General features: G+C 48.3%; 23 protein-coding genes and 1 tRNA gene. 20 read left to right on the top strand and 4 right to left on the bottom strand.

Annotated features, from left to right (window positions below; genetic code table 11):
• Positions 1 to 9 precede the first annotated feature (9 nt).
• From BS614_RS27625 to BS614_RS27615, 3 genes are read left to right on the top strand one after another with little or no spacing between them, the layout of a single operon-like run.
• A complete protein-coding gene (locus BS614_RS27625; RefSeq protein WP_074096276.1) occupies positions 10 to 3,363 on the top strand; it encodes a glycosyl hydrolase in 3,354 nt (1,117 codons plus the stop codon).
• 17 nt (positions 3,364 to 3,380) lie between these two features.
• Positions 3,381 to 4,202, top strand: coding sequence for a polysaccharide deacetylase family protein (locus tag BS614_RS27620; RefSeq protein WP_074096275.1), 822 nt, complete (start codon positions 3,381 to 3,383; stop codon positions 4,200 to 4,202).
• A gap of 57 nt (positions 4,203 to 4,259) precedes the next feature.
• Positions 4,260 to 6,437, top strand: coding sequence for a glycoside hydrolase family 88/105 protein (locus BS614_RS27615; RefSeq protein WP_244898213.1), 2,178 nt, complete (start codon positions 4,260 to 4,262; stop codon positions 6,435 to 6,437).
• A gap of 188 nt (positions 6,438 to 6,625) precedes the next feature.
• Here BS614_RS27615 and BS614_RS27610 read toward each other — a convergent pair whose 3' ends face one another.
• Positions 6,626 to 7,501, bottom strand: a complete 876-nt coding sequence (locus tag BS614_RS27610) for a DUF72 domain-containing protein (RefSeq protein WP_074096273.1) — start codon at positions 7,499 to 7,501, stop codon at positions 6,626 to 6,628.
• A 232-nt stretch (positions 7,502 to 7,733) separates the two neighbouring features.
• Here BS614_RS27610 and BS614_RS27605 point away from each other — a divergent pair, with 232 nt between their 5' ends.
• The 5 genes from BS614_RS27605 to BS614_RS27585 all read left to right on the top strand — a co-directional run bounded on the left by BS614_RS27605 (position 7,734) and on the right by BS614_RS27585 (position 11,833).
• Complete coding sequence (locus tag BS614_RS27605) at positions 7,734 to 8,477, top strand: class I SAM-dependent methyltransferase (protein WP_074096272.1); 744 nt, start codon at positions 7,734 to 7,736, stop codon at positions 8,475 to 8,477.
• Between the two features lie 27 nt (positions 8,478 to 8,504).
• Positions 8,505 to 9,488 (top strand): MBL fold metallo-hydrolase, encoded by a 984-nt coding sequence (locus BS614_RS27600; RefSeq protein WP_074096271.1) that lies wholly within the window; start codon positions 8,505 to 8,507, stop codon positions 9,486 to 9,488.
• A gap of 198 nt (positions 9,489 to 9,686) precedes the next feature.
• Positions 9,687 to 10,103, top strand: a complete 417-nt coding sequence (locus BS614_RS27595) for a hypothetical protein (protein ID WP_036605873.1) — start codon at positions 9,687 to 9,689, stop codon at positions 10,101 to 10,103.
• A complete protein-coding gene (locus BS614_RS27590; protein ID WP_074096270.1) occupies positions 10,100 to 11,143 on the top strand; it encodes an FAD:protein FMN transferase in 1,044 nt (347 codons plus the stop codon). The genes BS614_RS27595 and BS614_RS27590 overlap by 4 nt, the downstream gene beginning before the upstream one ends.
• 36 nt (positions 11,144 to 11,179) lie before the next feature.
• On the top strand, positions 11,180 to 11,833 hold the full coding sequence (locus BS614_RS27585) for a ferric reductase-like transmembrane domain-containing protein (RefSeq protein WP_074096269.1): 654 nt from the start codon (positions 11,180 to 11,182) through the stop codon (positions 11,831 to 11,833).
• A 160-nt stretch (positions 11,834 to 11,993) separates the two neighbouring features.
• Here the strand turns inward: BS614_RS27585 and BS614_RS27580 are convergent, their stop codons facing one another.
• A complete protein-coding gene (locus tag BS614_RS27580; protein ID WP_017692570.1) occupies positions 11,994 to 12,560 on the bottom strand; it encodes a phosphatidylglycerophosphatase A family protein in 567 nt (188 codons plus the stop codon).
• 272 nt (positions 12,561 to 12,832) lie between these two features.
• Here BS614_RS27580 and BS614_RS27575 point away from each other — a divergent pair, with 272 nt between their 5' ends.
• The 9 genes from BS614_RS27575 (at position 12,833) to BS614_RS27535 (ending at position 22,951) form a co-directional block, all read left to right on the top strand.
• A complete protein-coding gene (locus BS614_RS27575) occupies positions 12,833 to 13,888 on the top strand; it encodes a GerMN domain-containing protein (RefSeq protein ID WP_047841205.1) in 1,056 nt (351 codons plus the stop codon).
• A gap of 118 nt (positions 13,889 to 14,006) precedes the next feature.
• Positions 14,007 to 14,762, top strand: a complete 756-nt coding sequence (rph, locus tag BS614_RS27570) for a ribonuclease PH (protein WP_017692572.1) — start codon at positions 14,007 to 14,009, stop codon at positions 14,760 to 14,762.
• A gap of 1 nt (position 14,763) precedes the next feature.
• The gene (locus tag BS614_RS27565; RefSeq protein WP_017692573.1) at positions 14,764 to 15,387 is read left to right on the top strand and encodes an XTP/dITP diphosphatase; all 624 of its coding nucleotides are present in this window, start codon (positions 14,764 to 14,766) and stop codon (positions 15,385 to 15,387) included.
• 350 nt (positions 15,388 to 15,737) lie between these two features.
• Entirely contained in the window at positions 15,738 to 16,580 is an 843-nt protein-coding gene (locus tag BS614_RS27560; RefSeq protein ID WP_074096268.1) for an STM4015 family protein, read from the top strand.
• Positions 16,581 to 16,601: 21 nt separating this feature from the next.
• A complete protein-coding gene (locus BS614_RS27555; protein ID WP_074096267.1) occupies positions 16,602 to 17,849 on the top strand; it encodes an STM4014 family protein in 1,248 nt (415 codons plus the stop codon).
• The gene (locus tag BS614_RS27550) at positions 17,842 to 18,627 is read left to right on the top strand and encodes an STM4013/SEN3800 family hydrolase (RefSeq protein ID WP_074096266.1); all 786 of its coding nucleotides are present in this window, start codon (positions 17,842 to 17,844) and stop codon (positions 18,625 to 18,627) included. Before BS614_RS27555 ends, BS614_RS27550 begins: the two co-directional genes overlap by 8 nt.
• A gap of 47 nt (positions 18,628 to 18,674) precedes the next feature.
• Positions 18,675 to 20,063, top strand: coding sequence for an STM4012 family radical SAM protein (locus BS614_RS27545; RefSeq protein ID WP_074096265.1), 1,389 nt, complete (start codon positions 18,675 to 18,677; stop codon positions 20,061 to 20,063).
• Positions 20,060 to 20,923: an STM4011 family radical SAM protein gene (locus tag BS614_RS27540; RefSeq protein WP_074096264.1), complete on the top strand. Its 864-nt coding sequence runs from the start codon at positions 20,060 to 20,062 to the stop codon at positions 20,921 to 20,923. Before BS614_RS27545 ends, BS614_RS27540 begins: the two co-directional genes overlap by 4 nt.
• A 333-nt stretch (positions 20,924 to 21,256) precedes the next feature.
• On the top strand, positions 21,257 to 22,951 hold the full coding sequence (locus BS614_RS27535) for a methyl-accepting chemotaxis protein (protein ID WP_074096263.1): 1,695 nt from the start codon (positions 21,257 to 21,259) through the stop codon (positions 22,949 to 22,951).
• Between the two features lie 141 nt (positions 22,952 to 23,092).
• Here the strand turns inward: BS614_RS27535 and asnB are convergent, their stop codons facing one another.
• Positions 23,093 to 24,937, bottom strand: coding sequence for an asparagine synthase (glutamine-hydrolyzing) (gene asnB / locus BS614_RS27530; RefSeq protein ID WP_074096262.1), 1,845 nt, complete (start codon positions 24,935 to 24,937; stop codon positions 23,093 to 23,095).
• Positions 24,938 to 25,129: 192 nt separating this feature from the next.
• Here asnB and BS614_RS27525 point away from each other — a divergent pair, with 192 nt between their 5' ends.
• A complete protein-coding gene (locus BS614_RS27525) occupies positions 25,130 to 25,429 on the top strand; it encodes a hypothetical protein (protein ID WP_017692581.1) in 300 nt (99 codons plus the stop codon).
• Positions 25,430 to 25,460: 31 nt separating this feature from the next.
• Positions 25,461 to 25,817, top strand: coding sequence for a hypothetical protein (locus BS614_RS27520; protein WP_036605881.1), 357 nt, complete (start codon positions 25,461 to 25,463; stop codon positions 25,815 to 25,817).
• 175 nt (positions 25,818 to 25,992) lie between these two features.
• Here the strand turns inward: BS614_RS27520 and BS614_RS27515 are convergent, their stop codons facing one another.
• Entirely contained in the window at positions 25,993 to 26,286 is a 294-nt protein-coding gene (locus tag BS614_RS27515) for a magnetosome magnetite crystal formation protein family (RefSeq protein ID WP_017692583.1), read from the bottom strand.
• 441 nt (positions 26,287 to 26,727) lie between these two features.
• Here BS614_RS27515 and BS614_RS27505 point away from each other — a divergent pair.
• A tRNA-Arg gene (locus tag BS614_RS27505) sits at positions 26,728 to 26,801 on the top strand.
• Positions 26,802 to 26,877 lie beyond the last annotated feature (76 nt).

The raw sequence follows: 26,877 nt of genomic DNA, 5'->3' as shown, positions 1-26,877 counted from the left end.
GAAGGCAACATGTGGAACGGGGATGCTTTTGAAAATCCCGAGGCGCAGTACAGGGTCCATCCCTTTTGGTTCTGGAACGGGGATATGGAAGAAGAGCAGGTTAAGCGGCAGGTGGCTGAGATGGCCACGCAAGGCGTAGGCGGATTCTTCATCTGTCCACGTCAGGGACTGCAAATTCCCTATCTGTCGGAAGCGTGGTTTGATAAGGTGCGGATTGCAGTGGAAGCGGCGGATGCTCACGGCATGCAGGTATGGTTATATGACGAATATCCATATCCAAGCGGGATGGCTGGTGGGGAAGTGACCCTTGATTTTCCTGAAGCGAAGCAGCGACAGCTGATGCATCATCAGTTGGTGGTTCAGGGCGGAGAAGCTATGGATCTGGAATTGCCGTGGGGACGAGTCTTGGTTGCCAAGGCGATTCCCAAGGATGCACAGGGCAAACGGTTGTGGCATGAATCCATTGACTTGCACAGCAAAATCGGCAATATCCAGACCGATCAGGTTTATCAGGAGACCGGACTCACATCGTATAACCGCAAGCGGTTCTTCACCTACCGAACAGCGTTCCGCTTGTTGTGGGATGTTCCCCCAGGTGATTGGGAGTTGATTATATTTCAAGAAATGGAGATCGATGATTTCAAATATTATGGCAACTTTGTTGATCCTTGCCACAAGGAAGCGATGAGTCGTTTTATTGAACTGACACATGAGCGTTATAAGTCAGCGGTTGGAGATCAATTTGAAAGCGTAATCAAAGGCATGTTCTCGGATGAGATTGCACCGCTGGGTCGTATCCCCTGGTCACCACAACTTCCCCGTTATTTCAGCGAGCGTTGTGGTTATAGTCTGATCGATTCGCTACCGGCCCTGTTATATAGTGATGTTCCGGACGCGCATCGGATTCGGTATGACTATTACCAGTCCCTGCATCTGCTTCTCCGGGAGTCCTATCACAAACAGGTGCATGACTGGTGTGAGGAAGCAGGAATCCAGTATGCGGCTGAAGTGCCTGGTGTACGGATGACCACCCAGTTGTTCAGTCATATGCCAGGTGGTGATTCAGCACATGAGAAAATCGGACGATCCTTATCGTGGATTCTGGAACGATACGGCCAAAAGATGCGTGACAATCCCAAGATGGTCAGTTCGCTTGCCCGGCAATTGGGCCGAAGCCGCAATCTGATTGAATGTTTTCACAGTGTGGGCTGGTCCATGACGCTACAGGATGCCAAGTGGATGATTGATCGCATGGCTGCCATGGGCACCAATTTTTATAACTTTCACGCCTTTTTCTATACGATTGGTGGGCTGGCAAAACATGACGCACCACCGTCTCAATTTTTGCAGAATCCCTACTGGAAGCATTTCCGGCAGTTAGGGGATTACACCGGACGTTTGAGCTATCTCATGAGCACCGGAGCAGCAGATATTCGTATTGCTGTGCTTGACCCAACGACGACATTCTGGAGTCTGATGGGTAATCCGCTGCATGGATTTGAGTATAGCGGCGAGGACGAATCAGAACGGGTGCAACTGGAGCGCCTGACGAAGGACTGGATGAGGATCACGACACATCTGCTCGAAAACAGACGTGACTATGATCACCTTGATCCAGAATTGTTGGCGGAAGCTGACTTAACGGATGGCATCATTCAGATCGGCGTGGCCCGTTATGACGTACTGATTCTCCCACCGATGCTGAATCTGGAGGCCGCGGCCTGGGAACAGGTGAAGCGATTTGTTCGGCAGGGAGGAACGGTCATCTCTGTTGGGATGCCTCCGCATATTGCGATTCAGTCGGGAAGTCCGGAGGGAGATGAAGCTACCCAGTTCTTTGGCGCGGGCGAGCAGCCGCAAGAGGTGTACTGGGGCCGTAGCGTGATAACAGATCACGATAACCGTGAAACCATGTGGCATCAGGGTGAGGGGAATGCCTATTTTCTACCCGCAGGAACAGGGCAAGGAGATGACTTTTCGCTGGAGCTGATCTCCCTCCTGCTCGATCAGGTATTGCCCGAACCCATCTGCTGGATCATGGAGGAGGAAAGCGCCTCCCTGCTGATGCATACCCGTCAATTGTCGTCTGGGGAGCATATGGTTTTCTTGACCAATCAGGAGGGTCAGGACCTGATTGGTCAATTGAAGCTGGTCGCCAGACAGCTGTGGGATGGAACGGAGTTGACAGAGGGTGCTTGTATTGTGGCAGAACGACTTGATCTGGAAACAGGGCGGCTTCAGACATTGCCGTATACGAGCAGTGGTGGGGAATGGTGCATTTCACTAACACTGGCGCCTTATGAAGCGCATGCTGTTCGTCTTACTTTACAACCTGCGAAGGAAGAGGCATTAACAACGAAGGTGGATGTAACAGACAAAACGGGTTCGGCGTTCGTAACGGATGTATTGGCAGGAGCTAATCAAGCCTGTAAGATCATGGTCCCTTCGGAAGGGCCATGGCGACTGGAAACGGTGCAACCTAACATTTTGCGAATGGGACAATTCCATCTTCAGGCTTCCAATGTTAATGGTGTGATTCTGGAAAGCCAGCATGTAGCTGTAAAACCGTTTATAGATCAGGCGGCAGAATTATCGGAGCAGTATCCTCTGCCAGTCCAGTTTAATCAGGTATTTGGCACACCGAAAAAAGCATCTATTGCTTACCCGATCGAGTGCAGATATACGAGCACATTTGAGCTGAGAACAGCTTTGCCTGCATGCCTGTTATTCATGGACAGAGCGGCGATCTCGGGCAGCTGGTCCATGGAGATTAATGGGCATCCACTTGGAAAAGAACAATTCGATCCAATCGAAATAACCGACCACAATAACATCGCTTGTGATATCACGGAGCTACTGCACAGCGGTCTCAACGAAATGACGGTGATTGTGCAGGTAACGAAAGATGAGGATGGCATCGTTGATCCCTTGTATCTACAAGGTAGATTCGGCGTGGAGTTCCATCATGAAGGCATGGCTTCGCTCGTGCGGGAACCGGACACGGCCCTTCGCATCGGACCTGAACCGCAACCGCTGTATCCCCATTTTGCCGGGGAAATAAGTTATAAACGCACGTTCTGGCTGGATGAGTCGGGGGAAGATGTTGCCTCATTTGAACTGGAATTTAGCGATTGGCGGGTGCAGGATGTGACGGAAGTGCGGGTGAACGGATATAGTCTTGGTGTGCGATGCTGGTCTCCGTATCGCTGGAAGGGAGAAGCCTCCTGGCTTCGTCCAGGGGATAACGACATTGAAGTTCGCGTTACCAACACGTTGATTGGCCTGCTGGAAGGTACGTATTTTGATTCGGAACATCATCGATTACAGGATGCAGGTCATGTACCTGTTGAAGAATTGGGATAAAGGAGTGGAAGTAAGGAATGGGACATCGTATTCAGTTTGACCGTTATCCAGGTGGTGTGATGAAAGCGTTGACGCTCAGTTATGACGATGGAGTGGTGCATGATCGCAGACTGGTGGAAATCTGTAATCGGTATGGCCTGCGAGGAACATTTAATCTGAACTCTGGTACCCTGGGTAATCCAGGCCGCATTGAGACTGGGGAAGTCGCTGAACTGTATGCGGGGCATGAAGTGGCCGTTCACACGGTTACTCACCCTACGCTACCTTATGTTCCGAATGAACTACTGACCGAAGAGATTATGGAGGACCGAAAAGCATTGGAGCAACTTGTCGGTTATCCAGTACGAGGCATGGCCTATCCCAATGGAGGGTACGACCGTGCGTTAAGTACGAAGCTGGAGTGGCTTGGCATCGATTATGCTCGTACCGTTGAATCACATGGCAGATACACGTTGCCAGACCGACCCCTTGAATGGCATCCGACCTGCCATCATAACCATGATTTGGCGGCGCATGCCGAACGTTTTATCCAACATTCCAAAACAGGTACGCCACTATTACTCTACGTTTGGGGTCACAGCTATGAGTTCAATGACAACGACAACTGGCAGATCATCGAACAGTTTGGTGAGCAGATTGGCGGCAGGAACGACATCTGGTACGCGACGAACATTGAAGTGATTGCCTACTGGAAAGCGGTGCAACGACTGGAGTGTTCAGCTGATCGATCCATCATCCATAATCCGTCTGCCATCCCGGTTTGGTTCACGGCAGATCAGCAGGTTGTTGAAGTGCAAGGCGGAGAGACATTGCGGCTAAGCGAACGAATCAAGGTATAAGGAAGGGAGCTGACGATCATTCGTTATTTTCATGAGAACGAGGCGATTGCAGGCAAGGTGTACGATTCAATTCCAGATATATTGACAACGGTGGCCCAGCGTTATATTGGCGATCATCCCAAACATTCATTTTTGTTCAGAGCCTATCATCAGGGAGGTTTTCGCAGGCTAGGGGATTATCGCTACGACCTGAATTTGAATGAGAAATGCGTAGAGGCTCGTGCAGGGCAGTACGTATATGTATGGGGCAAGTTATGGAGCGAGCAGAATGCAACGTTAAATACAGGCCTGAACTGTTATAGTCCGGTGACAATCTATGTGAATGGTGAAGAGGTATTCAAGTCTGAGCTATTGCAGGAATTATTTCCAGAGCGAAGAACCCAGATTCCGATTTCCGTTAACTATGGCTGGAATGATGTGTTGTTATGTTTTGTCAAAACAGAAGTGGGATTCGGCGGTATCTACGGAACAGCCTCGTTCAAAAATTTCCCGCTACACTTCCTCACTCCTGGACAGGATCGTCAGGGACAGGAGGGCTGGTTATATTCGGAACCCGTCGATGAACCTGTATTATCTCTTCCTCGTGACGGCATGACGGAAGAAGAAACAGGTCTTACCTGGTATCCGCGCAAGGCGTGGACAGACGAGGAGCAAAGCGCAGGTTCATTCGCCCGCATCTTCGGCACGAAACAGCCCGCTGTGGCCTACGCATGGTCCAGACTGGATGTAACCTTGCCAGGATCAACACCAGTTATTTTAAAAGGACGTCATGATGGAGCTTTGACCTTGTATGTGGCCGGAACGGAAGTATACTCTGCTGGAAATAGCGGTAGTTTCCGCGTTGAACTCCCACGCCGTTACGGTTCTTCGGATCTGGTCGTGAAAGGTGTAATCCAGGTAGCAGGTGGCTCGTGGGGATTCACCTTGGAAGATGCCGAGCGTTCGGGTTCCACAGGCTGGAGACTGAAACCGCCTCATCCGGTTGCAGGATGCTCTGACCCATGGCTGTACACAGGTGTGTTTACTCCCGGTGCTGAACCATCCCACGCCGACATCGTGCGAACCGATACCGTATTTGATGATGGTGCAAAAGGTGTGTATTGGCGGGTAGATCTTCCCGACACCCGTGTGCGTCCTTACCTGGAAAATACACATTACGGAAAGTGGAATTATCCGCTCGGCGTCACCCTGCTTGGACTTCTCCAGACGGGACAGGAATTGGGACGGAATGATTACATTCAGTATGTACGGCAACATATTGAACTGAGTACTTCATTTGATCGCTACGGTCTGTGGGATCGGGAAGGGTACGGTGCGGCAGGAATCAATAATCAGCTGTCTGCCATAGACAGTCTGGATGATTGCGGTTCGTTCGGATCTACACTGCTCGCTGCGATGGAGTTGGGCGATATTCGTGGGGGAAGAGATACCGCGGATCGGATTGCGGGCTACATTACGGATGAGCAGGAACGTCTGGAGGATGGTGCCTTTTACCGAGTTCGTGGCAGTGGGGAGATGCGTCAGGAGACGATGTGGTGTGATGACTTATACATGAGTACACCTTTTCTAATGAGGTATGGTCAGTTGACAGGCGATGGGGCGTATTGGGATGATGCGGTCAATCAGTTCCTGATGTTCCGTAAGTACCTCTATCTTCCCGAACAACAGATCATGTCCCATGTGTATGATTTTGTGCGTGGTCGGGCGACAGATATTCCGTGGGGACGCGGGAACGGCTGGGTGCTCTTCTCATTAACCGAATTGTTATCCATCCTGCCACATGATCATGTGAAACGGCCGGAATTGCTACGTTTCTATCGTGATTTAAGTCAAGGTTATTTGGCGCTACAAGGGGAAAATGGACTGTGGCATCAGGTGTTGAACCGCCCGGATTCGTATGAAGAGACTTCCTGCACATCCATGTTCATCTACGCCTATGCCCGCGGCATTCGGGAAGGGTGGCTGGAGCAGCCCGAGCCCTATCTGGAAGCAGTGCGCAAAGGATGGGAAGGCATAACGCGCTTGTCGATTGATTATAAAGGCAATATATATGGGGTATGCCGGGGCTCCGGGTACTCGTTTACCGCCTTGTATTATCGCGATGATCTGGGTTGGAATCTGAACGATACCCATGGGATCGGGATTGTGCTCTTGGCTGGCATTGAGGCGCATAAAATGAACCAGCAGCTACGCGAGGTGCCTATCGATTCTTCGGTTACAGCCGCGCAGCGCTGATGTTTGACGCAACGGAACGGATGTATGTGGATAGCCTTCTATAGGTAGATAACCAGCTAAAGAAAGCGGCAATGCCCTCTGGCTTGCCGCTTTTAGTTTTATTCCAATCCCGAATCTGATCTGCATGATAGCAATAACATACACGTACCTTCACCCAATAATATGAATAACTTCGTTTTCAACACGCATTAAAATAACTCCAGCTGCTCCGGTCCTTCTTCCTGCTCTGGTTCAGTACGATCAGGAAAAGGCTTTACTGGCAGATCCAGCATATTCATCATCATCTGTGCATTCGCTGCTGCATCGCCACCGGAGTTGTTATTGAAAATAACATAGACATCCTTGCTCTGCTCCTGCAATTGCTCTAGATATCCTTTCCACTCCAACAGTTCTTCTTTGTTGTAACGGTACAAATAACGGGTCTCGCGCCAATTGGGCGCACCATTCTGATGCCAGCCGGACACGTTGCGTCCGTGCATGCGAACCAGTGTCATCTCCGAATCCGTCGCCTGTGGCACGATGGGAATGGAACCTGGACCGGCCTGAGGTTCATCACAGACACTGTGAATCCAGCCTTGCTCTTTCAGGAACGCAAGTGTTCGCTCACGCATGCCATCTTCATACCAGCTGCGATGGCGGAATTCGAGTGCGCACGGAATGCCTTCCATTCGAAGTTTCACTTCACGAAGCTCTTTCACGTTGTCTTTATTACATTCAAACCAAGGTGGATATTGAAACAAGGCTGCCTGCATTTTGCCAGCTTCAATGACAGGCTCCAGTGATTCCCGAAAAGCCTTATACATCTCCGACGTACTGGTGAAGTAGGGCTTGCCCCGCAGATGTCCGGTCATTCCCTGATAGGCTTTGATGATAAAAGCAAAGGATTCGGGCGTCTCGGCGGCCCACCGTGCCATTCGATCCTGCGGCTGAACAGCATAGAAGGAACTATCCACCTCCACGGTGGAGAAGTATTTCCCGTATAGACCGAGCTTGTCTTTAGCTTTGGTGCGGATGGGATAGAGATCTTCCTGATCCCCCCATCCGGTAAGTCCGATGTGAATCATAAGAACACCTCCTGTTGCTTTTTGAACAACCTCTTATAATTAACCGATTTGCAGGCGTATGTCTAACATTATATCGTGTGCATTTTGGCTCTTCAATGTTGGAAACTTACTGGAATTTTTTGAGTTTGCAGAATAAAGACGTTACAATACATTAAAGCTAGTGGAAATGATCAGGCCTGTACATAGCGTACTACAGATAGAGAGCCAGTGACCAAGTGGAGGGCGAGAATGGATGACGGAATGGTATGAAAAGAGTTTTGGAGAAGATTATCTTCTCGTATACAAGCACCGGGATGTGCAGGGTGCCCATCAGGAAGTACATAAAATGATCAATTGGTTGAAGCTTGAGCCCAATGCTGAAGTATTGGATCTATGCTGCGGTATGGGACGGCACTCCATGGCACTTGCTGACGCAGGATTGCGAGTGACCGGAGTTGATCTGTCCGATGTGCTTCTACGTGAAGCGCGCCTAATGGACACTGAACACCGAGTATCTTGGTGTCACGCAGACATGCGTGAACTGCCGCTGAAAGGTGGCTTTGACGCTGTAGTTAATCTGTTCACATCGTTTGGTTATTTCCTGGAGGACGGAGAACAACTGAAAGTATTACGTGCCATTCATCGTATGCTTCGCCCGGGTGGCAGCTTTATAATTGATTTTATGAATACGGCTTATGTGACTCGGCATCTGGTGCAGCACTCCGTTCGAGAGGATGAGGGGCAGCGGATTGAGGAGTATCGCAAGATTGAGGAAGGGTTTGTGCAAAAGGAAATTCGCATTACGGATACCACATCCGGACATGAACCGCGGGTATATCAGGAACGTGTGAAGTTGTACACACGTGAACAACTGAGTCAGATGTTAAGTGCCGCCGGACTCCGGGTAGATCAGGTACATGGCGGCTATGACGAAGAGAAATATGACGAGCAGACTTCTCCGCGCATGATTTTTGTTGGTCGTCGTCCTGTGGAGTGAACAGAGACAGTTTGGAAGGGGGATAACATGAAGCGCACAGAAGAGATGCCCATGACAGAGGGCATGCACCGGGTCAAGATCAGCATGTCGTTTCCCTTACGATGGGTGAACAGTTATGTGTTTTCAGAACCGGATGGGAAGATAACTATTATAGATCCGGGACCGCGTAATTCGGAAACAGAACAGGAGTGGAGTGAAGCGCTGGCAGATCTCGGCCTGACCTTTAGCGATATTCGTCAAATTGTACTCACCCACCATCACCCCGATCATCTTGGGTTGTCGGGTTGGATGCAACAGATGACGGGGGCACCCGTTCGAATGTCCACACGCTCCCGCCAAGAGGCCGACTATATGTGGGGACCTGATTCACGTATTAATACATTATTACCTGATTATTATGGAAGCCACGGAATGCCGGAAGACAAGACTGAGCAGATACATGAACATATGAAGGCATTTACTTCGCAGATCACACCACTTCCGAAGGTGACACCCATTGAAGATGGCGAGTGGCTTAATATGGGCGGGAAACGTTGGGTTGCTGTGGAGACGGGTGGACATGCCCCAGGCCATTTATCCTTTTATGCGCCGGAGTCCATGGAGATTCTGTGCGGAGATGCAGTTTTGCCACAGATTTCACCGAATATTAGTCTGCAACCCGGCAGTGACCCTCAGCCATTATTGTCTTATATGGAAGGATTACAACGTCTCGGGGGGCTAAATGTCAAACAGGCGTATCCAGGGCATCGGAATCCTTTTGCCCAGTTCAACGAACGGACAGTTCAATTGCTGGCTCATCACGAGGAACGTCTTCAGAAGATGACGGAACGAATTCAGGAGTCACCGGCGAATGCGTATGACATCTGTGTGCACATGTTTGGCAATCGGCTGGGTACCCATCAACTGCGGTTTGCCATGAGTGAGACGTTAGCCCATTTGCAGGAGTTAATTCGACGCGAACTAGTGAAGCAAGAGCAGCAACCGGATGGCACGTTCTATTTTCAAATCTAAACGGAATGATGATATCGATATGAAATGATAATACGATCTTATATAGAGGCTCGGGACAGGAAATCCACCTGTTCTGGGCCTTTTTAGCCTCTCTTAACGGTTCATTCATCTATTTTTAAGCCAGCGCGCCTATGATACATCTATGAACTTCGCTAGGGCGTGTCTTAAGACACACCCTAAAGAAAGCAGGGAAGAGCGATGACCAGAAGAAAACGGAATCAATGGAGAAAATGGCAAGCTTCAGCGGCAGCAACGTTGACTGTGGCTGCACTTTTTCAATATGTAAGAACTTCGGATGCCTTTGATGTGGCCTATGCAGCAGCAAATGGCACAGATACAAGCGTTACTGCTTCAAGCCAAGTGGATACGCATGATGATGTGATGGATGAATGGATCAACAGTACAACGGACAGCAACAACTGGAACACGCAGGACAATGACAATAATGATAGTCAATATAATGGAACATCCGATAGCACACAAGCAGCTCGGCCAGATCAGAGCTCGAGTAACGAGGGGAATTATTCAGATTCTCAGCGTATCGGGCAAAATAACCAGGGTACAGACTCCGGATACAGCAGTGGCAACTATCAGTCACGTACAGGTGCATCATGAGCCGCACGGAGCAAGTTGCTCGTCCGCTCCGATTTCAATTCCGTGCGATGAACACGGATGTTGAAGTGCAACTGTCAGCTGGGCGGGAAGAAGCTGAACATGCAGCAACCGTGGTGAAGAATTGGTTTGAGACGCAGGAGCAGCGCTTCAGCCGATTTGTTGCAGACAGTGAACTGAATCGTTTGAATGCTTCAACCGGATGGATGCCCATCTCCGCTGCGATGGATGAAGTTTTGAGTTTGGCCTATGGATATATTGGCCTGACCGAAGGGATTTTTCAACCGGGTATCTCGCAGGCTCTTCAGGCTTCAGGATACGATCTAAGCTTCGAGAAGGTGCAGCAACGACAATTGAAACGTCCATTAATTGAACGCATATTGCGAACGAGAACACCTGAATCATCAGGCTGGATGGAAGATCGATATGACCACAGCCGTCCGAGCTGGATTCAGCGGGAAGGTAGCCGGATGGTTCATCTGGACCCCGGAGCTGAGTTGGACTTAGGAGGCATTGTTAAGGGCTGGGCAGTAGAGCGTATCGCAGACTGGTTGCAGCGAACATTGCATATTCCAGCGGGTTTGATTAACGCGGGTGGAGATATTCAAGTATGGGGTTCACCAGACCATTCCCAATGGACCTTGCAAGTAGCAGATCCTTTGCAGAATCAGGGTGCTATGTCGGGAGCGATCCGTTTACAGCGAGGAGCTGTTGCCACTTCGGGTATTTCCCGCAGACAATGGCAGAATACGGATGGAAGCTTTGCACACCACCTCATTGACCCCCGGACGATGGAGCCGGCAGATACGGACGTATTGCAGTGTACCGTTCTGGGACAGCATGCTTCGCAATGCGAGATCATTGCCAAGACGGTATGCATTCTGGGGAGTGCCGAGGCGGTGGGCTGGTTAAACCGACATTACGATCGGCATGACGTCCTGTGGATGACACGGGATGGGAGTAATTATTTTAGAGGGAATACGGATACGCTTGCTGAGCACTGGCCCGGTTTTGATCCGGATCATCGCTTCAGTCTATTATAAACGAGGACAAGTCTAACAGATATGGGGGAGCCGGTTATGGCACAATGGATTGTAGATTACCTGCCAACGTGGAATATCATTCGAATTAGTGGAATTGCTGCTTATGTGTTGCTCTTTGCCGGTGTGTTTCTGGGTATTGCGCAAGGGATGCCTATGGCCAAAGGCAAACCAAAAGCAGCCATGTTCAAATGGCATACCCGAACGACCTGGCTCGCCTTCGGACTTGGACTCGTGCACGCATTAACGTTATATATTGATCATTACAGCCCATTTACCTGGGGAGAACTTCTGATTCCTTTTACCGCCTCCGTACATCCGATCGGCAGTGGTCTGGGAACGTTAGCCTTCTACGGATTAGTGATTGTCCTGTTATCCAGTGATCTGCGGAACAAGCTGGGCCGTAAATGGTGGTTCATGTTCCACATGTTGTCCTATCCGGTGTTCATTGGTCTGCTGGTTCACGGCATGGTTACCGGAACGGATTCTGGCAACATCATCATGCGGATGATATATGTATTTACCGGACTCAGCATTCTCGGTATCACGGTGTTACGTGGCATGTTGCGAGAGCGCAAAGGCCCGGAAATCACGATTGGACCGAAACGGGTAACATCTGGTTCACCTTCCGAGCAGAATTGGGTTGAAGGTTTTGGTTTGGTGGGAACGGTACGACCTAAACATCTGAAATAATAACATATGGATGATCAAAAAGTATCTTACACATGCAAAAAAGCGGCCATCTGGCCGCTTTTTCCATGAACAGTTATTTTATTGAACAGTTATTTCACGAAGCATCCATACACATGTCCAATGTTCCACATAGCTTCAGGTATGAAACGAGTTACGCACATTATACGGCGTCATCACTAACAGGTTTTTCTCCCAGTGCTTCTTCAAGCTCGGATTGTTTGCGATGGGCGATCCGACTGCTCGCTGCTGATGCAATCGCACCGACAATATCATCGAAGAACGTGTGGACAGGGCCCAGGCTCTTGTCATTCAGTCGTTCAAGCACCCCTGGTTTCAGCTTGTCCACATAACCATAATTCGTAAATCCAATGCTGCCATATACATTGACGATGGAGAATGCCAAAATCTCATCCACGCCATACAATCCTTCATCGTTCTCAATCATCTCCTGCAAAGGAGATATGAGCTGCCCCTGTTCTGCCAGAATATCAAGCTGAATTCCGGTCAAAACAGCATTCTGTACCTCACGTTTACGGAGAACCATCTCCACATTTTCGATACATTCTTCCATCGTAAGACCTGGATAATATTTTTGCTGCAATAACATGACCAGTTCTGCGATCTCAGGGATCGTGACGCCCCGCTTATGCAGCCATTCCCTTGTGGCCTCCGCGACCTTGCGGCTATTCAGGCTGTAAGGGATTTTTTCTTGCTCAGGATGTTCCATGGGCGATTCCTCCTCTGAAGTTAGCAATGTCCCTACTCTTGCTTCCTAATACGTTATTAACCTGGTTTACGTTTCTTTAAGATAATAAAAATATAAGTTTCAGTGAAGTTGAGCAATTCGATTACTACATGGAAAATTTCAGCTAAACACGGTCTGTCTTCCGTGAAAGTGCGTTGATAGACATTTTTCTTATTATCTTTTAGTTATTTTTTGGACAAAGGCTCGTATACATGGTAGTACAAACTGTAAAAATGATGAGGGGGAACGTGATCATGAGAAAGATCCATTCTTTGCGTACGGTATCGGCAGCAGCGCTGCTGAGTATTCCTATGGTATTGTCAGGCTGCGGCATGTTTGGAGCACAGTCTTCCGAAGCTGTTGATCCACCACCGCCCATCCAGGAAGCGGCTATGATTCAAGCGGCCGAAGGGAATGGAGCACTCGCAATGCTCCCGTTAACGACGGTATATCTGCAAGACCAGCAGGGGCTGCTCGCTCCGGTATCCCTGACACTTCCTTCTGGAACAGACGCAAGCAGTCCAAAGACAGCTCTGGATACACTTGTCACAGGTGGGGCCTACGCGGGTATGCTGCCTGAAGGATTCCAGGGCGTTCTCCCGCAGGGAACGGTTGTGCAGAATGTAACGATTCACGCGGATGACAAGCTGGCGGTTGTTGAGTTCTCGGGTAATTTTGCCAAGTATGATGCGAAGGAAGAACGGAAAATGCTAGAAGCTGTCACGTGGACATTGACGGGAACGCCTGATGTGGAGAATGTGCAGATTTGGGTGGATGGCAAAAAGTTAACACAAATGCCGGTGAACAGCACGCCGTTGCCTGAACCGCTGAATCGGGCTGTGGGAATCAATCTGGATCTGGGTGATACGTTTGTGACGAACAGCAGTCCGGTCACGGTCTATTTCTCCGCTGCTTCGCCAGCAGGCATCCAATATTATGTTCCGGTGACACGTCTGGTTACACCTGGTGAAGATCGGGTGCAGGCAGCATTGAACGAACTGATCAAAGGACCTGACAAAGGTGGAGAACTGGAAGAGGTCATGACAGGCGGAACGGAGCTGCAATCGGTCAAAACGGCAGAGGATGGCACGGTCACGGTTGCCTTGAAAGATGATATGTTTGCCGAAGGGGATATCGTGCCAAGCGAGCTGTTACAGTCTGTCGTATTAACCACTGCGGAGAACACAGCCAGCAAGGATGCCAAAGTACAGATCGAGTGGAACGGCCAAAAAACAGTCATGGGTGACGACAACAGGGATTACAGTGCGCCGGTTTCCAAGCCTGAATATATCAACGAAATTCCGATTTAATGAGCAAGGAATGCTTAAGGATGCTTTTAACCGAACTCTTTGGTAAAATATAAGGGATTCGTAAAAGTGTGAATAAGTTCAACATTACAGGATGCTTAAGTCGTAGGAGGCAGAAAATATGAGATCAAACGGACGAACCAGCGAACAGCTGCGCCCGCTGAATTTAACAGTGAACACGAATAAATACGCCGAGGGCTCTGTACTGATTGAAGTTGGAGATACAAAGGTGATCTGTACAGCTACAGTAGAGGAACGTGTACCTCCCTTTATGAAAGGGCAGGGTAAAGGCTGGGTAACAGCTGAATATTCCATGTTGCCACGTGCAACACATACCCGGAACCAACGTGAAGCCAATCGTGGCAAATTAACTGGACGCACCATGGAAATCCAGCGTCTGATTGGTCGGGCACTGCGCTCGGTAGTTAATCTGCAGGCTCTTGGTGAGCGTACCATTACCTTGGACTGTGATGTTATTCAAGCTGACGGAGGCACACGCACAACGTCCATAACCGGTGCGTTTGTAGCGCTGGCGCTTGCCGTGAACAAGATCTCCCAACAGCACAAACTGCAAGTGTTCCCGATTACGGATTTCATTGCCGCAGTAAGTGTGGGTGTTGTGGGTGAACAGCCTGTACTGGATCTGAACTATGATGAAGATTCCAAAGCCAAGGTAGACATGAACCTGGTGATGACAGGTGGCGGTAAATACGTCGAGCTTCAGGGAACAGGTGAGGAAGCACCATTTGATCGCCGTGAGCTGAACGCCATGTTGGAACTGGGCGAGCAGGGGATTTTGGAGATGATCGAGCGTCAAAAAGAAGTGCTTGGACCGATTGCGCTCAAGATCGGCGCGCGTGGATTAGGGGAAGCCTAAGATGAGTTTGGACAGCCCAATCCTCATTGTTGCAACCCGCAATGCGGGGAAAGTCCGTGAATTCGCTCATGCTTTCGCACCGCTTGGCAAAGAGGTTAAGAGCATGTTTGACTATCCGGAGCTGCCGGATGTGGTAGAAGATGGCGTAACGTTTGCGGAGAATGCCTGGAAGAAAGCCAAAGCGGTTGGTGATGCGCTTGGTTTGCCCGTTCTGGCAGATGATTCAGGTTTATGTGTAGACCTGTTGGATGGTGAGCCAGGGGTATATTCAGCGAGATATGCAGGCGAAGGAGCAACGGATGCACAGAATAATGCGAAGTTGCTGGAGACGCTGGAATCGTTGAAATCCGGTGAGGACACCGAGCAGCCGCTACTAAGTCCGGCTCGTTTCGTTTGTGCGCTGGTCCTGTACGATCCGACAACAGGTGATAAGTATGAATCAGAAGGCACTGCGGAAGGCTGGATTACGGCTCAAGCTGCAGGTGCTGGCGGTTTTGGATATGACCCACTCTTCTATGTACCTGAATACGAGATGACGATGGCAGAGCTGACGCTTGAGCAAAAGCAAGCGATTAGTCACCGTGGTCATGCGCTGAGAGCGCTTGTATCCAGACTTGAAGGCTAAGACTAAACGAAACATCTTGATTTAACTTCATGATATGTGAACATCAAAGCGTTAATGGAAGGACAGAAGCATTCCGATGGGATGCTTCATCCGCCATTAACGCTTTTTCTATGAATTGAAGTGTTTGATCGGGTTTGGTGAGGGTCCATCCATATACCTAATTGAAGATAGCTATTTCTGCGACTATACATCAGAACGTACGTTCTTGTACCTACATGAGAAATGGTTTATATTGCACGATTGGGAATCTCATTGGGACTGGAGTTGGAAGAAGTTGCAAGCCTTGTGTGGTATGGGTTAACATTCAAACTAACGAATCACATATGAACCTTAAACGGAGGGATCTACTCATGCAAGAAGTGAAGCTTGTTGTATCTTACGATGATTATGAGGACGGCATTCGTATGGAAAAGTTAATTAAGGAACTGGCAGCTAAACCGGAGGCTAGCTCATTGGAAAGTCTGGTCATCGGAGATTGGGGACAGGCTTATGAAAATTCGCCTGATGAGTTCATAGGTACGCTCGTCGAGTCTGCTCCAAGCTTTCCGTCATTGAAGAAACTGTTCATCGGAGATATGGGATTCGAAGAATGTGAAGTATCGTGGATTATCCAGACAAATCTCACACCACTGTTAGGTGCTTTTCCAGAATTAAAATCATTCTCTGTAATGGGCAGTAGCGGCCTCAGTCTGGAACCACTCCAGCATGCCAAGCTTGAAGAATTAATTATTATTTGTGGTGGTCTCCCGAGAGAAGTGTTATCTTCAATCACCCATGCCAAGTTGCCTGAATTGCGTAAACTGGAACTGTACCTGGGTGTGGATAATTATGGTTTCAATGGATCACTTGAAGATGTACTCCCTTTGTTAGAAAAAGGATTATTTCCAAAGCTGGTTTACTTGGGTCTGAAAGACAGTGAAATTCAGGATGAGATTGCCAAAGCAGCAGCTGAAGCACCTATTCTGGATCAACTTGAAGTACTGGATCTATCGCAAGGAACGTTGTCCGATGAAGGGGCTGAGGCGTTGCTTGCCAGTGACAAGATCAAGAAACTGAAACATCTTGATCTGAGTTACCATTACATGACCAATGAAATGATTAGTCGATGGAACCGATCGGGTATATCTGTAGATGTTAGCGACCAGCAACAGAGTGATGAGGATGACTGGCGCTATCCATCGTTAACGGAATAGTCGATGTCAGGTGTAAAGGAAATGAATGAGAGTTTGCATCAACCAATAGATGTACCTGATCTAACGCAAGATCAGCCTTTTTTATTGATCGGAAACCCTGATAACCGACGAACACAAGGGCTGCAAGAGGCTAGGCATAGATTGGGTTTGAAACCTGCGGTTGTACTGCCATATGCTCAATTGCTGCAGAATTGGAGACACGGACGAACCATCGCTGATACAGTAGATTTCAATCTGCCTGTACCCCTGATTCGGATCGATGCTCCTGGTGAGGATTGGGACGTGGAGCGTGAACTACTGTTCCTTGGAGCTATGAATGATTCGTCAACATTAACGGCTGGGATGGGTACAGAAGCATTTTCCGCAGAACAGGCACTTGCGCTGGAACAGGAGTGGGGAAGAATATACGCTCCCGCCCAGTGGTTTCGTGGCTGGAAAGCATGTCTGGATCGAATCGGCCGTGAGTCTCGGGAAATCTGGCCTGAAGTCCGATTCTTGAATGATCCCGCCGATATCCAATTGATGTTTGACAAGAGAACATGTCAGCAGCATCTATCTTCACATGGAGTTGATGTACCCCCGGCGCTTCCATCTTCGCAGCCAATCCGCGATTATATGGACCTGCGTAGCTCAATGAAGGCTGCCGAGATGCATCGTGTGTTTGTGAAGCTTGCGTACGGCTCCGGGGCTTCAGGAGTTGTTGCCTATCAAGTCAATCCCCGAACGGGTGATGAAATTGCTGTAACAACGATGGGAATGGAACAGTCGCGGGGCAAGACGATTTTCTTCAATGAAGGACGTCTACGCAAGTATACCCGCAGTGAAGAGATTGCTACGCTGATGAACTGGTTATGTGCAGAAGGTGCACAGATTGAACGATGGATGCCAAAAGCCACGCTTGATCAGCGGGCCTATGATATTCGCCAACTGGTTGCAGGTGGACAGGCAGGTCACGCGATTATGCGGCTGAGCCGTACCCCGATTACCAATCTGCATCTGCGCAATGAGCGTATGCTGCCTGCTGAAGCAGGCCTGGATGAACAGCGGATGTCGCTGGTACGGTTGGCAGCGCAAGCAGCCATGTCTGCATTTCCCAACTCGTGGTCAGCCGGGATTGATGTGATGCTTACTAGTGGTTCGAATCCGCGTGCCTATGTGCTGGATGTGAATCCGTTTGGAGATTTGTTATACAGAGTCGAGCATCATGGCCTGGGAACCTATGAGTGGGAAATGGAACTTTTACGAAAGGAGCCTATTCAACATGCCTGATATGAACACCATTGTGGGCTCCCATGATCTGTTAATGATTACGCTGGATACGTTACGATATGACGTAGCCAAGCTGGAAGAGGAGAATTGCCCTAATCTGTGTGGTTCGGGTCCGTGGGAGAAGCGTCATACTCCGGGCAGTTTTACATATGCGGCGCACCATGCTTTTTTTGGTGGTTTTATGCCGACCCCTGCCAATACAGATAAGGCATCTCATGTAAGGCTGTTTCATTCCCGAAATACCGGGCTCAAGACACATCCGCACACCTGGCTGTTTGATACACCGGATATCGTATCCGGGTTCGCAGCTGAAGGTTACCGTACCATCTGTATTGGCGGCGTCATCTTTTTTACGAAAAAAAACCCGCTTGCGAAAGTATTGCCTGGCTATTTCCAACAGAGCTACTGGAGAATGAACTTTGGGGTAACCAACCCCAAATCGACAGAGCATCAGGTACAGCATGCATTAAAGTTGCTTGAACAGACAGCGCCGGATGAAAAGATATTTATGTTTTTGAACGTGTCTGCCATTCATGGACCCAATCGTTACTTTGTAGAAGGAGCGAAGGAGGACTCGGTGGAGACTCAACGTGCTGCACTTCGATATGTAGATGAGGCTCTTGGACCATTGTTCGAGGCGATGAGGAAACGCGCCCGGCCTGCGTATTGCCTGGCTTTTTCCGATCATGGTACAGCTTACGGTGAAGACGGGTATCAAGGACACCGGCTTGCACATGATGTCGTCTGGACGGTGCCTTACCGTGAATTTTTAGTATAGAATGTATTGATCTTATGAGGACAACAACCGGAGACAGGAGGAAACCGATGGAGAAACATATACAACATACAACAACAGGCCATTCCACACAGCCCGGATCCAATATAGCTACAAGTCTCAGTGAAGTACTGGCATTCCCTTATCGTTCTTACTTATACTCGTACCCACACAAGACCGCCTATCGGGAGCTTGACCCACCACTGCCGTTAGGGCCACTGTGGGAACGAGAAAATACCGATACGTATTTTTTATATATGCATATTCCCTTTTGTGCTGCTCGTTGCGGATTCTGTAATCTGTTCACACTGCCGGATCGACGGGATGATACGCATGAACGCTATGTGGATGCGCTGGAACGTCAGGCGAAGCAGTGGGCACCCATTACATCTCGAAGACCGTATTCGCGGTTCGCGATTGGTGGGGGAACGCCTACATTATTAAATGAGGTTCAGTTGAATCGTCTGTTTGATATTGCTGAACATGTGATGGGGCTGGACCCTGCGCAAGCATCGATTTCGGTGGAAACGTCGCCGGATACCGTTACGGAAGCCAAGCTGGCCATCATGAAGGAACGAAGTGTGGATCGTGTCAGTATGGGCATCCAGAGTTTTATTGAAGCTGAAGCATCTGCCATCTATCGTCCACAAAAACCGCAGGAAGTTGAACGAGCGCTTGAGAAGCTTACTCGGTATGATTTCCCATTGTTGAATCTGGATCTGATCTATGGTTTGCCGGGTCAAACGGTGGAATCGTGGATCTATTCATTGGAAAGAGTTCTGGCCTACGAACCGGGCGAAATCTTTATCTATCCCTTGTATACACGGGAAAATACAATCGTGAAGCCTGATGATATTCGCCGTCAGGGACCGGACATGCGGATGGAACTGTATAAAGCTGCACGTGAGACTTTAAAAAGTAAAGGTTATGTTCAATATTCGATGCGCAGATTTGCCAAAGAACAGTCGTCCTCCAAAGTGCTTCTGCCTTATAGCTGTCAGGAGGAGGGCATGGTTGGTCTGGGGTGTGGCGCACGCTCTTATACGAGTGAAGTACATTATGCTTCGAAGTATGGCGTGAGTTACAAGGCCACACAGAGCATCATTGCCGATTATGTGGCAACTGAGCGCTACGATGTGGCGGATTATGGCATCGTGTTAAGCCGTGAGGAACAGAGACGGCGCTTTATTCTGAAAGCCTTGCTGCATCGCGAGGGATTGACACTGTCTGACTACCAACAGCGCTTTGGTACCGATGTGATGTCCGACTATATCTGGTTGGCTGAACTGTTGACAGAGGGCATGGCGGAGTTGGAGAGTGATGAGGACAAGCAGGTGCTGCGTCTGACAGAAGAAGGACTAGGTTACTCCGATGCGATTGGAGATTGGCTTATATCTGCCGAAATTCGTGAACAGATGGAAGGGTTTGTTTACTCATGAGAGCGACTTTGTATTATCGGGGGAAGTTGTCTTCCTGTAATTACGACTGTCCATACTGCCCTTTTAGCAAAACCGTGGATTCCAAAGAGACGTTGGAAGTGGATGAACAACAATTGCGTCAATTTGTGAATTGGGTCAGGGAGCAAGAGAGTGCTGGGCATCAATTTTCGATTTTCTTCAATCCCTATGGTGAAGCTTTGGTGCGTCGGTGGTACCGGGAAGCGATGGTTGAGCTGTCACATATGCCACATGTGGATAAGGTTGCAATTCAAACCAACCTGTCCGTCAAACTGGATTGGGCGAGGGAGTTGGATGCGAATAAAGCGGCCTTTTGGGCGACGTATCATCCTCGTGAGACAAAAGAGGCTTCTTTTGTTAAACAATGTCTGACCTTGCGTCAGATGGGACTTGCTTTTAGTGTCGGTACTGTCGGACTCCGTAGTGCTTTCCCCGCAATTGAGTCCATGAGACAGGCTTTGCCGGATGATGTGTATATGTGGGTTAATGCCTTCAAAGATCGGCCCAAGTATTACACACCGGAAGAGATTCAGTTTTTATGTGGGCTTGATCCGCTTTTTGAAGGTAATCTGCAGGATTATGAGAGCTTGGGCAAACGATGTGCTGCCGGTTCCGAAGTATTTTATGTACAAGGGTCAGGGCATGTGAAGCGTTGTTACAAGGATCGCCGGATCATTGGACATCTGTATCGCGATGGTTTGCAGGCTTTGTCTGCGGATCGGCCTTGTCGCATGAAAAAATGTGGCTGTTATATCGGTTATATCCATATGGAGGATTCCCCGTTCAGGGAAACGTTTGGCAGCGGGCTGCTTGAACGAAATCCGGAATTGATCAATCGTTAACTTTGAATTGAAATGCGCTGAAATTGATAAAGATTTTACACCAGTAAATACTGCTGGGTAAAGTCTTTTTTTTTTATTTTGATCTAACGATTCAAAATGTGTAATTTAGGATAAAAGAGATGTAGTATATTGTCGGTTAGGTATGAATAAAAACCTAAATTATAATATGGGTAGATACTATAGACCTATATTTGAATGCGCAAGTATGCTAACCTAATTTAAGTAGTCTCATATTTATCCATTTTATTGAAGTAAAAGGAGGGGAGATTTTAGCATTCAGACTGACTACATAATTCATGATTAAAATATATTGAAACGTATGGGGGAAATGAAATGAAAAGAGTATCCATTAGTAGGAAATTGCTTTTAGGTTTTGGTTCTGTACTTCTTTTATTGGTAGCCGTTGTAGTCATCTCATATACTCAGTTTATCTCGGTTGAGAAAACGTTTACGGATTTAATCCGGGAGCGTACCGCGAAACTGCTCACGATCAAAAACATGATCATCGATGTGAAATCACAGCAGGTTGCTTTACGGAATTTTGTGACGGAAGAGAATGATCAAAGCGAGCAACAATTCAAGTCTTTTTATGAAGATTACCGTAAAACCAGCGAAGAATTAAGATCAGGCATTCAAACCCCAACGATGATTGATTTTCTGGATCGTTCAGACCGCAGTGCGGAGGAATATTATGCTTTTGGACAGAGTGTCATTGAATTGAAAAAACAAGGCAGAACTAGCGAGATCACAAGAATGCTGTTAGATACAGGTCCAACGATCATATCCGGATTTGAAGAAACGGTAACTGCCATGGAACAACATCAGCAAAATACATTGAACACTGGCATTGTAAATGCCAATCAACTCATTCAAAAAGTACTTCGTTTAATCATGATCATTGGTATCATCTCGATCGTTTTAGGCATGGTAATTGCATTGATCATGGGGAGAATCATATCCAAACCAGTTGCACATGTGGCAAGGGCTGCAAGCCGAATTGCTGATGGAGACCTGACGGGTGAGGCGATTGTTGTTCGTAATCGGGATGAGATCGGAGAACTGGCGGAATCCTTCAACAAGATGATGGAGAACTTGCGCCATTTAATCCATCAGGTGGGTCATAATGCAGATCGGGTAGCTGCTTCTTCTGAGGAGTTAACGGCAAGTACAGAGCAGACGGCGACAGCGACCGAACAGGTAGCTACAACGATGGAAGAGATTGCTACGGGTATGGATACGCAGGTGAGTATGGTTGGAGACGGGTTTCATACGATTAATGAATTGTCCACAGGCTTTCAGCAGATGACAGTGAATACACAAAATATGTCGGATGAAGCAACCAATGCGTCAGCGAAAACCATATCTGGTAATGATGCGGTTCAATCGGCTGTTGGGCAAATGAACTCGATTCATCAGACTGTACGTGTACTCGCTAAGGTTATTGAAGAACTGGGCAATCATTCAGATGAGATTGGATCTATGGTTGAAAGTATCTCCGAAATATCGGCACAAACAAATCTGTTGTCTCTTAATGCGGCTATTGAAGCTGCAAGAGCAGGTGAGCATGGTCGTGGATTCGAAGTGGTAGCAACCGAGGTGCGCAAGCTGTCTGATCAATCTGCGAAATCAGCGGAACAGATCAGTGTACTTGTAGCTGCCATACGCAATGGCATGAATAATGCATCACAATCCATGGGAGAAGTAAACGCTGAGGTTCAGGAAGGCATAGAACTTGTCCGTAAAGCAGGAGGTACTTTTGAGGAGATTCGTGAAGCTGTTAGCAATGTCGCAGGTCAGACTCAGGAGGTATCTGCATCCATTGAACAAATGGCGGCGGGTGTCGAACAGATCAATGTGTCGATGAAAACCATCATGGAAGTAACAGAGAATGCGGCTGCCGGAACAGAGGAAGTTAGTGCAACGTCCGAGGAACAACTGTCTGCCATGCAGGAAATCGCTTCGGCGGCTAATGACCTTTCCTCTATGGCGGAAGAGTTACAGGAGTCAGTCAGTCGATTCAAAGTGTAATCATGGATATACTTCTGGGTGAAGTTCAATATTTATGAATGATCATATCGTGTATGTAAAACAAGTGGGTGCCAAGGAGAACAACAGTTATGCTGTTCTTCTGGCACCCTTTTTTGATGAAGTAGCGATCAGTGGGTCATTCTAACGAATAGCGACTTTATATGTTCGCAACCAGGTATTGATCTGAGTCAGATAAGCAAATAGCTGGGGACCGGACATTAACTGCCCGAACCAGGGAAGATTGGAAGCTGCATCTGGTGAAGACGCGAGATTGCGGATCTGAGTTTTGTCGATCAAAGGCAAAATCGGCGAAGTGGGATCATCCAGGATATCAAGTACCTGTTGTTTGACCGCGGCCAGATATTGCGGATTATGTGTTTTCGGGTATGGACTCTTTTTACGATATAACACATCGTCAGGCAGGACACCTTCGAGTGCTTTACGCAGAATACCTTTTTCCCGACCACCCGTTATTTTCATTTCCCAAGGGATGTTAAACACATACTGGATCAGACGATGGTCACAGTAAGGTACCCGCACTTCCAGTCCTGCCCCCATGCTCATCCGGTCTTTGCGATCCAGAAGTGTAGGCATGAAACGTGTAATGTTCAGGTAGGACATCACCCGCATTTGTGCAGCTTTACCTGTTTCCCCATCCAACAGAGGCACTTCAGCCACTGCATCCGAATAGCGGTCTGCCAAATAATCGAGTGGCCGAATCCATTCCCGAATATCCGGGGATAACAACGCTGCTCGCATATCAGGCGCTACAGACCACGGAAACGTACCGGAGTTCAGCATATCTTCGCGATGGAACCAGGGGTAACCGCCAAACACTTCATCCGCTGCTTCGCCTGAAATGGCAACGGTCGCCCCTTTTTTGATTTCTTTACAGAACAAATAGAGCGAGGAGTCTACATCTGCCATACCTGGCAGATCCCTGACTAACATGGCCTGTGTCAGTGCATGAACCAGTTCTCCGTTCTCAATCTCAATCCAGTGATGGTCGGTCTTGAGTTCATCCACCATTCGCTTAATCCAGGGTCCATCTGCACCCGGCTGAAAGGAATGCGCCTGGAAATGCTTGGCGTTATCCACATAATCGACAGAATACGTACTGACTTGGCCTTGCCCGGTCCGCTTGTAATAATCAACGGCTAATGCAGACAAGGCACTGGAGTCCAGTCCTCCTGATAAAAGAGAGCATACTGGAACATCCGAAGCCAACTGGCGCTCCAGTGTATCTTGCAAGAGAGATCGTACCTCGGCTGCCGTCTCTTCCAGGTTATGTTCGTGATTCTGGCTTTCCAGTTTCCAGTAGGCATAGGTTCGGATCCCGTTTCGGTTATAGATCAGCGCGTGCGCAGGCTTGAGTTCGCTCAGTGAAGAGTATACGCCGTGTCCTGGTGTCCGTGCAGGCCCTACGATAAACACTTCGGCCAATCCTTCCGGGCCAACAGCGGCTTCCACATCAGGGTGAATAAGCAGAGCTTTGGGCTCTGAACCAAATACGAGAGTGTCTTTGTTATTACTGTAGAACAGAGGTTTCACGCCGAGGCGATCTCGTGCGATAAAAACCTGTTCGCGTCCCCCATCCCATATGGCAAAAGCAAAAATACCGTTAAACCGGTCAACACATGCCGGTCCCCACTCAATATAAGAGGCGAGCAACACTTCCGTATCACATTGCGTGCGGAACTGATGCCCCCGCTGGAGCAATTCCTTTTTCAACTCGGGTGCATTGTATAGTTCTCCGTTATACACGACGGTATAGGAGGTATCTCCCTGTAACGCATGCATGGGTTGTGCGCCGTTCTCGGGGTCCATTACACTAAGACGCCGATGTCCAAAGGCACAAGGATTGGAGATCCATGTACCTGAAGCGTCGGGCCCCCGGTTCGACAAGCTATCCGTCATACGGACCAGCAGCTCTGATTCCTGGGTCAAATCCCGATTCCACTGTATGAAGCCGGTAATACCGCACATGGTTTGTTCATCCTTTCTTGGTCGAGTCATTCATCCGTATGGCTGCTTAGTTACTGGCAACCAGCAAATGTTGTCTTTTCGTCAGAGGTCGTAACAAATATATGCCGAAAGCAGGCATAAAATGTCTGTCCTCTTCGGAAACTAGTTCTAGGGACAACGGCCTCAACATGCCTGTGAAGGAGAGAACATGCAATGGACAGTATGAAGTATTATGTGTCTGTCATGGGCCGCTCCGTTATTCCGGATCCGTCGGTAACATCATATGAATGGATCATTCAGGCAACGCCGCAGGAAGCGGAGCAATTACTGGGACTGCTGAGCCTCATGCAGGAAAAGGAGGAAGAGGCCTTTCCTGGCATGGTATTCCCATGGCCAGATACACCGGAGGAGTCCGTAAACCGAGCTTATGAAACGGTATTACAACAGGTGTATCGAGAGATTTACCGATTGGGCACACCAGAGACACGATACCAGATTGAACAAAGTACATGATAAGCACAAAGGAAAAGGAGCGCGATGACGAATGTATGCCATTCAAGATGCCAAAATACGCAGATTAACCGAGGTGGATGGATTGTCTTGTGCAGAGGTTGAAGTGCAACCTGGAAATGCCGGAGATCCATCGTTACTTGTATACGTGGCCTCAACACAGCCCGGAAATTCGCTGGAAGTTGTTCGGATTGTACGCAATCACTCCGATTCGGCGATCGACTGGTATAACAATAATATGCATACTGCGTTTGAAGAAGCGACAGATACCGCATTTGAGAACAGCGAAGGTATGACAGTAGAAGAAGATAAAGCTCGGTTTCAAAGTGAGTTGTTTTCCTTTGGTCTGCTTGGTCCAACACTTCAGCGTTATCTGATCGGGCAGGCTTAACAGGCAACGCTCCAGCAACACATGTAGCGATAGTGGGATAGAGTTCGATGTTGAGCTATATGTAGATGTGCCTGTTGCTGTTGCTCTGCTCTGACTGTATCTGTAACTGGAAAAACCCGCCGTTGTTGAACGGCGGGTTTTGTTATGCGATGGTTAGATCAGGTGGAGATGTTGATCAAGCATACTCGCGGAGCACTTGAATCCCTTTGACCACGTTGTACACAAAGCTTAATCCGTAAATCACAAAGAATAGAATGACAAACCCGACGGCGGAACCCAGACTATGCGCAGTCACGAAGAAATAAAATAACGGAATGGCAGCAAGAAAGGGGAATACATGTGAGAATAAGGCACGTTTTGCATGTCCCTCAATGTAATCATCCTTGGCAACAATCCATATAATGATCGGAAACAGGAACGGGGCAAAGAAAATACTAAAGTAGGATAGGGCTGATAAAAGTTGTCTCATGACGATTCTCTCCTTCAATGGAACATTGAATGTATGTATGCAAAAGATTACCCAGCAATTCTGACATTGAAAATGTCTGATGTTAATCTTACTCTAAATGTCCCAATCTCCTCAATATAACCTGGTTCAAGCTATCATATTCTCATAGGGGCTGAAGTATGAGAATAACACCGAAAAGTACATTTATCGCCTTTGATTACGAAGGATGCCTAGTGGCATCATCAACATCGAATATGGAATTCAGCCGAAATGTCCGTTGCTCACGTAGTTTGCCTACGCTTCGCTACTCCATTTCTAGCTTCATTCCATCTTCTCGGTACTGAAAACCGGACTTTTTGAGCCCGCATTTAAGTATAATTATTAATTTTTTTATAAAACTATTGAAAAATATAGAAATCAGAGTATAATAAGAACCGCGCCGAAAATTTATTATACATATTTGTCTCAGTAGCTCAGCTGGATAGAGCAACGCCCTTCTAAGGCGTCGGTCGGGGGTTCGAATCCCTCCTGGGACGTAAAAAAAGAAGAAGCTTCCTTCGGGAAGCTTCTTCTTTTTCGTTCAGGGGAAGAGAACCCCCAATGGTTCGTCGA

It is taken from the genome of Paenibacillus xylanexedens (genome assembly GCF_001908275.1).
Classification (GTDB): domain Bacteria; phylum Bacillota; class Bacilli; order Paenibacillales; family Paenibacillaceae; genus Paenibacillus; species Paenibacillus xylanexedens_A.
The sequence above is the reverse complement of the archived record's forward strand: the minus strand, read 5'-3'. Positions and strand labels throughout refer to the sequence as shown.